Here is a 13841-nt window from a genome sequence, read left to right as displayed (position 1 = left end):
TTTTTTACTGCTTGCAGGCTTATCGATGCTGGATGACTTTTTTTCTTTTCAGTTCTTCCATTTCAGCAGAACTTAAATATTGACTCAAAATGGCATCGGTATCTTCACCGAGACAAGGTGGGGCCTTTTTATATTCTACCGGTGTCTTGGAGAGTTTGATTGGTGAACCGATTGAGGTGTAATCTTCACGTAAAGTATGCGGCATCTGAATCACCATATTACGTGCCAATACCTGTTCTTCTTGCAAAGTCTGTTTCAGGTCATTGATCATTCCTACCGGCACTTTAACCGCATGGATTAAATCCACCCAGGTTTTTGCCGGTCTAGTATAGAAATGAGCCTGTAGAACTGTGGTCAATTCTTCACGATGTGTAACACGTCCAGAATTTTTTAAGAAGCGAGGATCTTCTGCCACCTTAGCCAGACCAACGGCCTGACACAAAGCTTGGAATTGCAGATCGTTGCCACAGGCAATAATAAATTCGCCTTCCTGGGCTTTAAACACCTGATAGGGCACAATATTGGCATGCGCATTTCCGAAGCGACCGGGTACTTTGCCTGAGATGAGATAATTCATGGCCAGAACAGAGAGGGAAGCCACCTGGGTGTCCAGCAGCGCCATATCAATATACTGACCTTCACCAGTTTTCTCACGGGACAACAAAGCCGCCTGAATGGCAATTGCGGCATATAAGCCGGTGGTCAAATCGGCAAAGGCCAGACCTGCTTTTTGCGGGCCACCACCGGGCAGATCGTCACGTTCGCCAGTGACACTCATCATGCCGCCCATTCCCTGAACGATAAAATCATAGCCCGGCTCTTGCGCACGCGGACCGTTCTGGCCAAAACCAGTAATAGAACAATATACCAGTCGCGGATTTAGCTGACTCAGACTTTCATAATCCAGTCCATATCGTTTCAACGAACCGGCTTTATAGTTTTCAATAACTACATCACTCTGTTCAGCAAGTTTTTTGATAATACGTTGACCTTCAGGTGTAGATAAATCGATTGCAACCGAGTGTTTTCCACGGTTGGCTGACAGGTAATAAGCCGATTCATGGGTATCTTGCTGCTGATTGTTTTTAAGCCAGGGTGGTCCCCAGACACGTGTATCATCCCCATGATCCGGTTTTTCAATCTTGATCACTTCTGCACCCAGATCAGCCAGAATCTGGCTACACCAGGGCCCAGCCAAAATCCGGCTTAAATCCAGTACACGAAATCCTGTTAAGGCACCCATTATTACGCTCCCTGTCCGATCTTATTCAAATGACATATCGTTCTTATCCCTCTTTTTAAAGCTATAGGAAAATGAAAGAACAATCAACTTTATGATAATAAATTTCGCATAACAAAATAAAACATCTAAAATGATTGAATATTCATCTTATTTTCTTTAGCCTGATGCAAATATAAGCATGAACTAAGAACAAGAGGTCACTGATAAAAAGGGAAAAACGATCTCCCAGACAGGATTAAAACAGGAGTCAATCAAGTGAATTAAAAACGGATTAGCCTTAAAGCATATTCATTAGTGGAATAGCTTTAAATATAAAAAGATCATGAAAACCTAAGGATAGGAAAACAGAGATTTAAATATGACGGATTTAGCGAGAGAATTAGAAAAGATTAAACCGACAACCAAACGAACCCAGCAAATTGCTTTTATTTTCGCCTTTCTGGCTTTACTGGTAGATGGCGCGGACATGTTGCTGCTGTCTTTCAGTTTAAATAGTCTGAAAGCAGAGTTTGGTCTCAGTAATCTGCAGGCTGGTACACTAGGCAGTTTCACCTTGGCAGGTATGGCGATTGGCGGCTTTATAGGTGGCTGGGCCTGTGACCGTCTGGGCCGTGTACGTACCGTAGTCATTTCGATTCTGGTATTTTCCATATTGACCGCAGCCTTAGGCTTTGCACAGAACTTTGAACAATTTGCTGTTTTACGCTTTCTGTCTGCTTTCGGTATTGGCTCTTTATATATTGCAGCCAATACGCTCATGGCTGAATATGTTCCAACTGAATATCGCACCACGGTTTTAGGTACCTTACAGGCAGGATGGACCGTCGGTTATATTGTGGCCACTGTACTGGCAGGCTGGATCATTCCGGAATATGGCTGGCGAACCCTGTTTTTTATTGCCATTATTCCCTCGGTTATGGCGATTTTTATCCAGAAACTGGTTCCTGAGCCAGAATCCTGGCAGCGTGCACGTTTGCAGCGTCTATATGCCCCAGCTGAAATCACAGCACAGCAACCCGCCAAAAAAAGCACAGTCAAAGAGATTTTCGCGGATCCTGCGAATCGCAGAATGTTTATTTTGTGGATCTTTACGGCCGGTTTTCTGCAATTTGGCTATTATGGCGTAAACAACTGGATGCCGGCATATCTGGAATCTGAATTGCACATGAATTTTAAATCCATGGCCGGCTATATGATTGGTACTTATGTGGCGATGATTTTCGGGAAAATTCTGGCGGGCTTTGCCGCAGACCGTCTGGGTAGACGCGCTGTCTTTTCGTTTGGAGCAATTGGAACGGCGATTTTCCTGCCCGTGATTGTGCTATTCAATACCCCAGATAACATTGCTTATCTGCTAATTTTCTTTGGCTTCCTGTATGGCATTCCATATGCGATTAATGCCACTTATATGACAGAAAGCTTCGCCACATCAATTCGCGGTACTGCGGTAGGCGGTGCTTATAATGCAGGTCGTATCGGCGCCATGTTTGCTCCTGCAATTATTGGCGCGGCAGCCAGCGGTGGTTCAATTGGCCTAGGCTTCCTGATTATGGGCGGTGCCTATTTCTTGTGTGGGGCAGTGTCCGGGATATTCATCAAAGACCGTCAATACGATCCACAAAAGGCATAACCGGTGGCTTGATGAACTAGTAACAAAAAAGACCGTCGGTAAGGGCGGTTTTTTATGATTTTAAAACTTTTCCCCTATGAATTGTGTGTATAAAATTATTTAGAATCAATTTTTAATATAATTTATGATCTATTTAATAATAATTTTGGGTTAGGCTTTATGACAGCCCACAAGAAACTGACGAACAAATCCACCTCGAATAGGGTGTTGCAAAAACAATATACTGATTTAAAGATAGCTTTACATTCGAAAAATAAGGAAATTTCTCAATTAAATTTGCTTTATCATTATTGCAAGAAAGCATTCTTGGAGTTTGATGTAAAACGCCGTAAAAACAAAATTTTAATTCTTTTTAAATTTATGAAAAAATCAGGAGTGTAGCACCATTGCAGAAATTTCCTTAAATTCTAAAAAAGAAAAATATTGAGCTAAACATGGTGGAATTATTTTATTAAGATATAACGCCGTTTCTACAAAAAAACAATTACAAGAAGATTTTATGCATTTTAAGGTGACTTAGATACCCCATCTAAAAAGGTTAATTTTTTATATTTTAGAGTTAATCCTGTTTTTCACCTAACTAACTTAATCTGCTTTGCCTTAAACAACTCAGCCACCCTTTGATGCACTAATGAACCTGAATGGTGCAAAATGGTACATTTCTTAGGCATATTTAAGGTTAGTAAATCATCTTCATTTTTGCTACCTGTGCTTATGTAGCTCATTTCTCTTTTATTCTGACCTAATCAACTTAATTTTATCTTTTGGCACGCTTTCTGCTTTTATTTAGATACAACATAAATAGAGGAGAGCAATACACTTGATCACTCAATCACAAACATCGGTTAACCATGCATGTATAAAAACAATAGCAAGGACATGAGCAAGAAAAATGGAATAAACCGGTGAAATAATCAACTAACTCTGCTTTCAAACAAGCCCCATCTCAATGTTATGGGGCTTTTTTTTGCCATTGAATTCAAGTTTATTCGCCAAGTCGCAATAGCTAAAAATTGGCACGCATTCTGCATTTGTTTAAGTAATACAAAACATAATTTTCGTAATACTTAAGGAGATGCACATGAATACGGTTCAAGCTAAAAAAAACCTGCATCCGTTTAAAAAATTCCTGATCGAATTATTCAGCGTACGCGCTGGCTTATACATCAAACAAGACCTGACTTTTAAAGGATAAAACCGTGCCTAAACAAAAATTGGCACGGATCAGCGTGACTGTGCCAGAAACCACGCTGCATGCGATGGATCAAAAAATTGTCGAGCAGCACTATGAAAGCCGTTCGCAGGCCATTGTCGACATGATTAACCGTCACCTGATTGATGATCTGGTGATTCGCGATGAAGTCATGGTTGGCACACTCACCTTGCTCTATGACGTCAGTCTGAAACCGCTGCGCAGTCAGCTGGTCGATCTGCAACAGCAGTATCTGGCACAAGTGATCAATTCGCTTCATATCCAGCTGGATGATGAAAAAATCCTGCAAGTCATGCTGATGCAGGGCGCGAGCAGTGATCTGAAAGAAATTAGCGAACAATTTATTGCACTGAAAGGCGTGATTAAAGGGCATCTCGAACTGATGGATGCTGTCATGCCGCCCATTCCACAAAATACCGAACACACTTAAGGAGAACAGCTGTGCACAACTTATGGACTGTACAGGACTGGCAACACGCCTACCAGAATAACAATATCCAGCTTAGTGACCTGATTGAGTATGTTGCCGAGTTTAAGAATGACGATCATGCCTGGATTTCAATTGCGACAGCAGCACAATTACAGGCACAAATTGATGCATTGACTGGTGCAGATATTGAAAGCTTGCCACTTTATGGGGTGCCATTTGCAGTCAAGGACAATATTGATGTTGCAGGGTTCTATACCACAGCCGCATGTAAAGAGGCAGCTTATCTGGCGACTTCCGATGCTACAGCAGTAGCCAAATTAAAAGCTGCCGGCGCGATTGTCGTGGGTAAAACCAATCTGGACCAGTTTGCGACGGGTCTGGTCGGTGTGCGCTCCCCATACGGCGCGGTGAAAAACAGCTTTAATCCTGAATATATCAGTGGCGGTTCAAGCTCAGGTTCCAGCGTGGTGGTAGCCAATGGATTAGTACCATTTTCACTGGGTACAGATACTGCAGGTTCAGGACGTGTACCGGCAGGGCACAATAACATTATCGGACTCAAACCGACCAAAGGCTGGTTCTCGACTACAGGCCTGATTCCGGCTTGCCGCACCATCGATGTGATTTCGATTTTTGCCTTAACGGTGGATGATACCTGGCAGGTGGCGCAAGTCATGCAGGGCTATGATGCCAGCGATGAGTATTCCAGAATGCATCCTCAAAATGTACCGAGCCAATTTTCAAAAGGAAAAATTGCCATTCCGGATACACTGGAATTTTATGGTGATGCTGAAACTGAAAAAGCATTCCAGCTGGCGATCACACGTGTAAAAAGCTTGGGTTATAGAGTTGAGCCGATTGATTTTGCTCCATTTCAACAACTGGCAGCGGCCCTGTATAACCGCTCTTGGGTAGCTGAACGTACCAGTGCCGTGGAAAAAATGGTGCAACGCGAGCAGACCCATCCGGTAATTGGCCAGATTATTGCGCAGGCAGACCGGTTCAGTGCGGTCGATGCCATGCAGGATGAATATGAACGCGCCCGCCTGAGCCGTGTTATTCAAAATACACTGGCAGATTATGATGCCTTGATGGTGCCTACTGCACCCACCATTTACCGCATTGCAGATGTAGAAGCGGATCCCCTGGTCAAAAACAGCCATATGGGCGCTTATACCAATTTTGTCAATTTTGCCGATCTGTCGGCTTTGGCGTTACCAAATGCGATTCGTGCCGATGGTTTGCCAACGGGTGTGACCTTTATTGCACCAGCCTGGATGGATGAGGCACTGGCCAAATTCGGGCAAAAATGGCAGCAGGCGAGCCCGTTAAAGTTAGGCACCTCTGAACTTAGCTATGAAAAAACAACTGAAATCTCATCGGGTCACAGCGTCAAACTGGCTGTAGTTGGAGCACATCTGACCGGAATGCCACTGAATTTTCAGCTGACCACACGTAGTGGCACCCTGATCAAGCAGACCCGGACTGCTTCGCATTACAAACTGTATGCTTTAAAAAATACCACACCGCCAAAACCTGGCCTGCAATACAGTGCGAAAGGTTGTTCAATTGAAGTCGAAGTCTGGGACATTCCACGTGCATTGTTTGGCGACATTGTCGCTGAAGTACCGGCACCACTCGGGATTGGCAATGTACAGCTCAGCGATGGCACATGGGTCAAAGGTTTTATTTGTGAAGGCTATGCCTTAGAGGATGCAACAGATATTAGCCATTTTGGTGGTTGGCGCGCCTATATCGAATCTAAAAAAGTCAGCAATACCAAGTTTAAATGCGCATGCATAGGGGAAATCGCACGATGATTAAAAAAGCCTTGTTGTCAGCATCTGTACTGACCACGATTTTATTAGCAGGCTGTGACAATACAGCCAAAGTACCGGAACCAAAAGCCAAAGCTGAAGGCAGCGTGAATACCAAGCCCATTACGATCGGTTACAGTGATTGGCCGGGGTGGGTGGCATGGCAAGTCGCGATTGAAAAAGGCTTCTTTCAAGAGGCAGGGGTCAATGTTGAGTTTAAGTGGTTCGATTATTCAGCATCGATGAGTGCTTTTTCGGCCAATCAACTTGATGCCGTTTCGGTATCCAATGGCGATAACTTGGTGATTGCATCCGGTGGTACCAAGGGCATCATGATCATGGCGACCGATTATTCAGCCGGGAATGACGTCATTATTGCTAAAAATGGCATAAATTCGATTCAAGAACTAAAGGGCAAGCAAATTGCGGTCGAAAAAGGCTTAGTTGATCATCACTTGTTAAATACGGCTTTAAGCGATGCGGGTATTGCACATACTGATGTGAACTTGGTCAACGCGGTCACCAATGAACTACCACAAGTCTTTTCAAGTCCTGATGTGGCTGCGATTGCGGTATGGCAGCCGGTGGCCAATCAAGCCTTGAAAGCCGTTGCAGGTTCCAAGATTATTTATTCCTCTCAAGATAAACCTGGTCTGATTTATGACACTTTAACGGTCAATATGACGCATTTGTCTGCACACAAAGAAGAATGGAAAAAAATCATTCAAGTGTGGGATAAAACGGTGAAATATATTAATGATCCAGCCACACGTCCTGATGCCTTAGCCATTATGGCAAAACGCGTTGGTCTTGAAGCCGATCAGTATGCACAGTTTATTGAAGGGACGCATTTATTGGATTTGGCAGCCAATAAAAAGGTATTTGAAAAATCGAACAACTTTGATTCACTCTATGGTTCAAGCTATCACGTCAATGAATTTAACTTTAAAAATGGTGTATATACCCAAAAAGTCGATGTAGATGGGGTCATTTATCCCGAACTTGTACAATCTTTACCATAATCCTTTTTATACAGGCTTTTCGTATCGAAAGGCCTTTTTTCGTTAAGGGGGCTGTATGTTAAAAAAATTATCTCTTTCTGTGTTGGTTGCTTCAAGCTTAATTCTCGTAGGCTGTAGCAAATCATCAGATACCACAACTGAAGCAAAAGCAGTCAATTCAAGTACTGCTCCGATCCGTATCGCCTATAGTGAATGGCCGGGTTCACTCGCTTGGGAAGTGGCAAAGGCAAAAGGATGGTTTGAGGAGGCAGGCTTAAATGTACAACTTGAATGGTTCTCCGACTATAACGCATCAATTCAAGCCTTTTTGGCAGGCAAAATTGATGGGGCGAGTGTCGCCAATGGCGATAACTTTATGCTGTCTTCACAAGGTGTGAACGGGAGCATTATTTTGGTCAATAGTATGTCGACCGGAAATGATATCATTATTGCGAAACCGGGCATTGAGTCTGTTAAAGAGCTTGCAGGGAAAACCGTTGCATTCGAGAAAGGCTTGGTCAGTGAATTGTTCTTTACCACCGCGATGGAGAATGAAGGTCAAGATCCGAGCAAAGTCAAAGTCGTTAATGCGGTGACCCAAGAACTATCACAAGTCTTTAATACACCAGGGATTGATGCGATCACGCTTTGGCATCCATTTGGTTTACAGGCCCTTAAAGCTGTACCGGGTTCTAAAGTCATTTATGATTCAAGCAAAACACCGGGATTAATTTACGATGTTCTTTCGGTGAACTTGCCAAACATTGAAAAACGTAAAGATGAGTGGACCAAATTGATCGTGGTGTGGGACAAGATTGTGAAATATCTTGAAGACCCTGCGACACGTGCAGATGGTATTAAAATCATGGCAGATCGTGCCGAGATTAAACCTGAACAGCTTGAAAACCTGATGGCGGGTACGACCTTGCTCGATTTAGAAGATAATAAAAAAGTCTTTGTTAAAGGTGATGGCTTGGACTCACTGTATGGTTCTTCTTATAACGTCAACAAGTTCAATATGCGTGTCGGAATTTATTCAGAAAGCCCTGTTGTCGAAAATACCATCTATCCACATTTGGTCAATGCTGCACAAGCTGAATAATCCATCTAAGCTTGATAAAAAAGGGCTTTTTAGCCCTTTTTTATGACTCACGATTTAAGCGAAGTTCATGCTTCAATCAGCCAAACTTTCTCAATATCATGTGCAGTGACCCATAACACATCACCACACTGCATTACCGCACCACTTCCAGCATTCTCTTGTGCAGTGATCTGCCTTAAAATCTTGCCAGAAATCAAATCAATTTCGATTAACAATAGATTTGTCGTTCTGACCCAAAGTCTGTTTTTAGATGCAAAAATATCCCCACCATCGCCACGTGCATGTTCAGGGAGTTGAATGGTTTGAACACACTCACAGGAGAGAGCATCAATTTTTGAAACCGTGCCATGCTTTTGATTAAGGCTAAACACATATTGATCATTGGCCGAGATAAACCAAGGGGTTTCATCAACATCAATCACATGTGTTACACGGTTTAAGAAAGGATCAATCCGTTGTACGGAGGCGTGTTGAGTGTTGGTGAGCCAAATTGCACCTGCACCATAGCAAACATTATAAGAGCTCGGTAAGACTTCAATATGTTGTTCAATTTGACCGCGACACGGTGCAATTTTGGTGAGTAATCCTTCTGCGGAGACCACCCAAATGGCATCATCGGATGCCGCCAAACTAAATTCACCCGTTAAATCCGCAAGACCCGTCGGAATGATGGCTAAAACTTCATTACTAATCTGATCTATTTTATAAATGGATTGATTTTCTAGACTCGCCACCCATACTGCTGAAAATGCACACACCGGAATTCCTGCAGCCTTAGGCACTTGAATTTCAGCCACCACCTGATTGTCTTGAGCCGAAAACTTTTGTAAGACATCCTGATTGGTGGCCCAAATATAGCGGCCATTACTCGCCATAAAGTCGACAAAACCGGAAACATGCCGAGTTTGTAGCGCAAGATGTTCAATGGGTACTTCATTTGATTCAAGCAAAACAGCATGATTCATCTATGTAACTCCTGCATATTGATGACAGCACGGTAGCGCAGTTTCCCCTGACGTAACTTCTCAATCGCATCATTGACTTTCGAGATGGGAAATTCCTCCACCCAGGGCTGTATATGGTGACGTGAGCAGAAATCGAGGAGCTGATGCATGGCAATCGGTGTACCTGTGGGTGAACCTGTTAGACTAATTTGTTGATCAATTAGCTGAAAGCTTGAGATTTTAAGAGGAGCTTCGACCAAACCGACCACATGAAACTTTCCTTCAGGAGCCAATAAGCGAATGTATGCATCCCAATCGAGTGCTTGATTGACCGTATCCACAATCAGATCAAAATTTTGTGGGGGAATATCATCAAGCTGAGTCGAGGAAAGGACTTGGTCTGCACCTAATTGTTTTAGTTCATCATATTTTGCAGGGTTTGAACTAAACGCAGTGACTTTGCAGCCCCAAGCTTTGTAAAGTTGCACTGCAATATGTCCTAAGCCACCAATACCAATCACGCCCACATGATGAATCGCTTGAATACCATGTTGCAGTAAAGGGGTAAATACCGTTAAACCACCACAGAGTAATGGTCCAACACTTTGGAGATCCATATTTTCAGGAATAGGAATCACCCAAGAGGCTTGCGCACGGACATGACTCGCAAAGCCACCATGACGTCCTACAATCGTGGATTCAGATTGTTTGCACAGATTAGGTTTGGCCGACAAACAAGGATGACACGTTTGACAATGACCCGATTGCCAACCTAAACCGACCACTTGATTGGGGACTAGATGTTTTACCGTGCTACCAAGCTTTGAAATACGTCCAATGACTTCATGACCCGGAACGAAAGGATATTGTGTTTGTTGCCAATCATTATCAAGCATAGAGAGGTCAGAGTGGCATAAGCCACAGTACATGACCTCAATTTCAACCTCATCGGGGTTTAAGTCGTTAAACTCAAACTGATAAGGTTGAAGTGCTTGCTTAGGCGCATGTGCGGCATAAGCAAATACAGGCATCACTTATGCTCCTAAGTCATCATAATTGTGTTTACCAAAATGGACATTTGGACCAGTCAGTTGAATTTCGCCACGTTTGACCATCTCACGCATATAACGAAAGCCTTGCGCACTGACTTCAAATAGATGTTGACCTGCAATCACAGGCGGATATTTCTCTAAAGCTTCTGGCGTTGCAAATTGAGGCAACGGTTTAATCTCGACATCATAGTCACAAGCAAAGAATAGCGGGAATGAATAACGTTCATCACGGACTTTACGAACACGATGAGAGGTTGCAGTAAAGCGACCGCCACTTAAGGCTTCAATCATGTCGCCAATATTGACCACAAATGCATCTTCAATGGGAGGTGCATCAATCCATTCACCTTTAGAGTTCACCACTTCGAGTCCTGCTGCAGTAGGTAACAAGATGGTGAACAGCTCCATATCGGTATGTGCACCAAAACCAAAGATATCTTCTGCTTCTAGATCATGTGGATAGTGCATTAAACGTAGTTGAGAGGTGGGTCGTGTGACTAAACGGTTAAGCGCATCGGGTTCAAGTTGAAGGGCCAATTCAAAACCGCGCAGCAGCACACGTCCTAAGGCAATCACATCTTCATAATAAGCGCTAACATCTTGCTTAAAATTCGGGAGATCGGCCCATACATTCGAGCCATGCATCGGTTTTTGAGCAATCACGTCAGGATCATCATCAGGTAAATCCCAACTCAAATCGAAAGCTTCTTTATTGTCTGTTTTGTTGGGTAATTCTGCCAAATCAGGACGATCAATCGCTTCAACACGTTCTTCACCCGGTGGCACATATCCACGATGCTTAATGCCAAATTTGCCGGCATAATACTGCATTTTTTCTTCAAAGGGTAAGGCGAAAAATGCTTTAGCTTGGGCTTGTAATGCTTCTATATGTGCTCTCGGAATGCGATGACCCTTAATATATAAAAAACCGACATGCTCAGCCGCTTTGCCGAGTTCTATCGCAACCTGTTGTTGATCTGCAGGATCTGCACTGTACAACCCTGAAATATCAATGACAGGAATTTCACTGAAATCTTTTTCAATCGTTTGAATGCTCATGTTACCCCCTAAAATGAGGCACGTATGGTGTGGAACAATGCGTGCCTTGTGAATTTACTAATGTCTGCTTAAATTTCAGTACTGTTTGAAAAGACGTTAATAATGACGATGCCAAGCACCATAAAGGACAGCCCAATCAGCGCTGCCGTGTCCAAATGCTGTTTATAGAAAATCCAACCAATGCATGAAATCAAAATAATGCCTGCACCCGACCACAGGGCATATGTAATACCCACGGGGATGGTTTTCATGGTGAGCGCTAGAAAGTAAATTGCGATCAGATAGCCAATGACAGTGATCGTGGATGGAATCCATTGGCTAAGACCATTCGATGCTTTTAAAGCAGAGGTCGCAATCACTTCTGCCACAATTGCAATCATTAAATAGAGGTAAGCCATATTGATCTCACTTACTTGCTAGTACTGACTTTGGTCATACGAGGAATCACCGGTAAATCTGCCAAAGCAGGATCAAGTTCATCTTCTTCGGCATGCACCAATTGATCGACACGTTGACGTAAGCTTTTAAACTCAGGTGTCAGCATGAGGTCAGGATGACGTGGGCGTGGCAAGTCGACTTCAATAATTTCTTTAATCTCACCTGGGTTGGCTTTCAGTGCCACGATACGGTCGGCAAGTAGAATGGCTTCGTCCATATCATGGGTAACAAAAATGATGGTAATGTCGATGTTTTTCCAAAGATCCATTAAGTGACGTTGCATTTTTTGGCGCGTATGTGGGTCAAGTGCACCAAAAGGTTCATCCATGAGCAGAATTTTCGGTTCATTGACTAAGGCGCGGGCAATGGCGACACGCTGTTTCATCCCACCTGACAGTTGGTGTGGATATTGATTTTCGTATTTTTCTAAGCCAATGATGTTAATCCACTCGCGTGCTTGGGCTTCGGCTGCTGAATGACTTTGGCCCTTCATTTTTGGACCAAACATTACATTTTCTTTGACGGTTTTCCACGGAAAGAGGGTATAGCCTTGGAACACCATGCCACGCTCAGGACTTGGGCCTGTAATCGGTGTGCCATCCACTAAAATCTCACCACTACTATATGGGTCTAAACCTGCAACCACACGGCTAAAGGTCGATTTACCACACCCAGAGGGTCCAATCACACAAATAAATTCACGTTTATGGATTTTGAGATCTAATGCATTTAAGACCGTGCGTTCTGTTTTGCCATGTTTAAACTTTTGTGTGAGTTGTTTTGCTTCTAAGATCACGGGACGTTGGTAAATCTTGTCAAAATAGTGACGTGAATCAAATGCATCAGTATGTTCAAGCTGTGTCATTAGTGTGCTCCCGCTTTCCATTTAAATAAACGTTGACCGATTTTCATCAGGACGACATCGCAGATCAGACCGATCATCCCAATAATTAAAATTGCAGCGAAGACATTGTCGAAATGTTGGTAGCGTGCTTGCTGGGTGATAAACCAAGTAATGCCAGAGGTGCTGCCAATCAGTTCAGCCACAATTAAGTAAGTCCATGCCCAACCGAGCAGTACACGCAAATTACGGTAAATTTCAGGTAATGCTGCAGGGATCACGACATGGAATAGGCTTTTGAGTTTATTCGTTCCTAAGGTAAAGCCTGCTTCAATCAAGCTACGGTCAACCAAGCGTGTGGTATTGGCAATAATCAGAATTTGTTGGAACAAAGTGCCAATCACAATAATGGCAATTTTTGGTGCATCGTTGATCCCTAAAATTGCAACGGCTAGGGCACCAAATGCAGGTGCAGGCAAATAACGGAAAAATTCAACAAAAGGCTCGGTCAGTTGGGATAGCTTGTTTGAAAAACCGCATAAAATTCCGAGTGGGACACCGGCTAAGGAAGAAATAAAGAATGCAGTAAATACCAATTTAATACTGTGCCAAAGGCTTTCGTGAAACCATGGCGCATTGGCTTGGGCAGGCGGGGTGGTAAACGCTGTTACCAAGGCTTTAGCAACCTCATGCGGTGCAGGTAGGTATATAGGATTAACTAAAATCCCTTGCGGTGGTGTTAGGCCTTGATCCACTGCATTCTGTGCCTCTGCATAAAACACATCTTTGTGCACACGACTATCGACTTGTAAAAAGCTGACACTACCCGATTGGGTAATCTGTACTTGCGGATGCCATATAAATGGTAAGTAACTTACCGCACACCAAATGAGAATTGGTATTAAAAATGACCCCAAGCCAAATAACAGTTTGTTCCTTTGACTGAGTTCGCTTGCAACGTAACTCATCTTGCTGCCCCCAATATTACGTTTTTTATAAAATGTAATACTGACTAAGCAAAATGGATGCCATGATGGGCTGAAATCATCAGGATGATGAAAGAATCTGATT

At 43.3% G+C, this 13841-nt stretch carries 13 protein-coding genes; 6 read left to right on the top strand and 7 right to left on the bottom strand.

Going from position 1 to position 13841, the window contains the following annotated elements; translation table 11 throughout:
• Window positions 1-19: 19 nt before the first annotated feature.
• Window positions 20-1243 carry a CaiB/BaiF CoA transferase family protein gene (locus F899_RS08585; protein ID WP_005222153.1) on the bottom strand — a complete coding sequence of 408 codons (1224 nt, stop codon included), beginning with the start codon at window positions 1241-1243 and terminating at the stop codon, window positions 20-22.
• 358 nt (window positions 1244-1601) lie between these two features.
• On the opposite strand from F899_RS08585, the gene F899_RS08580 reads away from it, so the two are divergent.
• The 6 genes from F899_RS08580 to F899_RS08555 all read left to right on the top strand — a co-directional run bounded on the left by F899_RS08580 (window position 1602) and on the right by F899_RS08555 (window position 8436).
• On the top strand, window positions 1602-2873 hold the full coding sequence (locus tag F899_RS08580) for an MFS transporter (RefSeq protein ID WP_004646947.1): 1272 nt from the start codon (window positions 1602-1604) through the stop codon (window positions 2871-2873).
• Between the two features lie 1081 nt (window positions 2874-3954).
• Window positions 3955-4068, top strand: a complete 114-nt coding sequence (locus tag F899_RS16050; protein WP_005222148.1) for a hypothetical protein — start codon at window positions 3955-3957, stop codon at window positions 4066-4068.
• Between the two features lie 4 nt (window positions 4069-4072).
• Window positions 4073-4516, top strand: a complete 444-nt coding sequence (locus tag F899_RS08570; RefSeq protein ID WP_005222146.1) for a CopG family ribbon-helix-helix protein — start codon at window positions 4073-4075, stop codon at window positions 4514-4516.
• An 11-nt stretch (window positions 4517-4527) separates the two neighbouring features.
• Window positions 4528-6336 carry an allophanate hydrolase gene (atzF, locus tag F899_RS08565; RefSeq protein WP_005222143.1) on the top strand — a complete coding sequence of 603 codons (1809 nt, stop codon included), beginning with the start codon at window positions 4528-4530 and terminating at the stop codon, window positions 6334-6336.
• Window positions 6333-7355 carry an ABC transporter substrate-binding protein gene (locus F899_RS08560; protein ID WP_005222141.1) on the top strand — a complete coding sequence of 341 codons (1023 nt, stop codon included), beginning with the start codon at window positions 6333-6335 and terminating at the stop codon, window positions 7353-7355. The genes atzF and F899_RS08560 overlap by 4 nt, the downstream gene beginning before the upstream one ends.
• A gap of 55 nt (window positions 7356-7410) precedes the next feature.
• Window positions 7411-8436 (top strand): ABC transporter substrate-binding protein, encoded by a 1026-nt coding sequence (locus F899_RS08555; protein ID WP_005222139.1) that lies wholly within the window; start codon window positions 7411-7413, stop codon window positions 8434-8436.
• A gap of 65 nt (window positions 8437-8501) precedes the next feature.
• On the opposite strand, the gene F899_RS08550 is transcribed toward F899_RS08555, so the two are convergent.
• From F899_RS08550 to F899_RS08525, 6 genes are all read right to left on the bottom strand, one after another.
• Window positions 8502-9401, bottom strand: a complete 900-nt coding sequence (locus F899_RS08550; protein WP_004894896.1) for a YncE family protein — start codon at window positions 9399-9401, stop codon at window positions 8502-8504.
• Window positions 9398-10411, bottom strand: a complete 1014-nt coding sequence (gene ahr, locus F899_RS08545) for an NADPH-dependent aldehyde reductase Ahr (RefSeq protein WP_005222137.1) — start codon at window positions 10409-10411, stop codon at window positions 9398-9400. The genes F899_RS08550 and ahr overlap by 4 nt, the downstream gene beginning before the upstream one ends.
• Window positions 10412-10414: 3 nt before the next feature.
• Window positions 10415-11491: an isopenicillin N synthase family dioxygenase gene (locus F899_RS08540; protein WP_004894890.1), complete on the bottom strand. Its 1077-nt coding sequence runs from the start codon at window positions 11489-11491 to the stop codon at window positions 10415-10417.
• A gap of 68 nt (window positions 11492-11559) precedes the next feature.
• Window positions 11560-11889 carry a DMT family transporter gene (locus tag F899_RS08535; protein WP_005222135.1) on the bottom strand — a complete coding sequence of 110 codons (330 nt, stop codon included), beginning with the start codon at window positions 11887-11889 and terminating at the stop codon, window positions 11560-11562.
• An 11-nt stretch (window positions 11890-11900) separates the two neighbouring features.
• Entirely contained in the window at window positions 11901-12794 is an 894-nt protein-coding gene (locus F899_RS08530) for an ABC transporter ATP-binding protein (protein ID WP_005222134.1), read from the bottom strand.
• Window positions 12794-13738, bottom strand: coding sequence for an ABC transporter permease (locus tag F899_RS08525; protein ID WP_005222132.1), 945 nt, complete (start codon window positions 13736-13738; stop codon window positions 12794-12796). The genes F899_RS08530 and F899_RS08525 overlap by 1 nt, the downstream gene beginning before the upstream one ends.
• Between the last annotated feature and the right edge of the window lie 103 nt (window positions 13739-13841).

This window comes from Acinetobacter sp. CIP 101934 (assembly GCF_000369585.1).
Taxonomy (GTDB): domain Bacteria; phylum Pseudomonadota; class Gammaproteobacteria; order Pseudomonadales; family Moraxellaceae; genus Acinetobacter; species Acinetobacter schindleri.
This window is presented reverse-complemented; position numbering and strand designations above follow the sequence as displayed.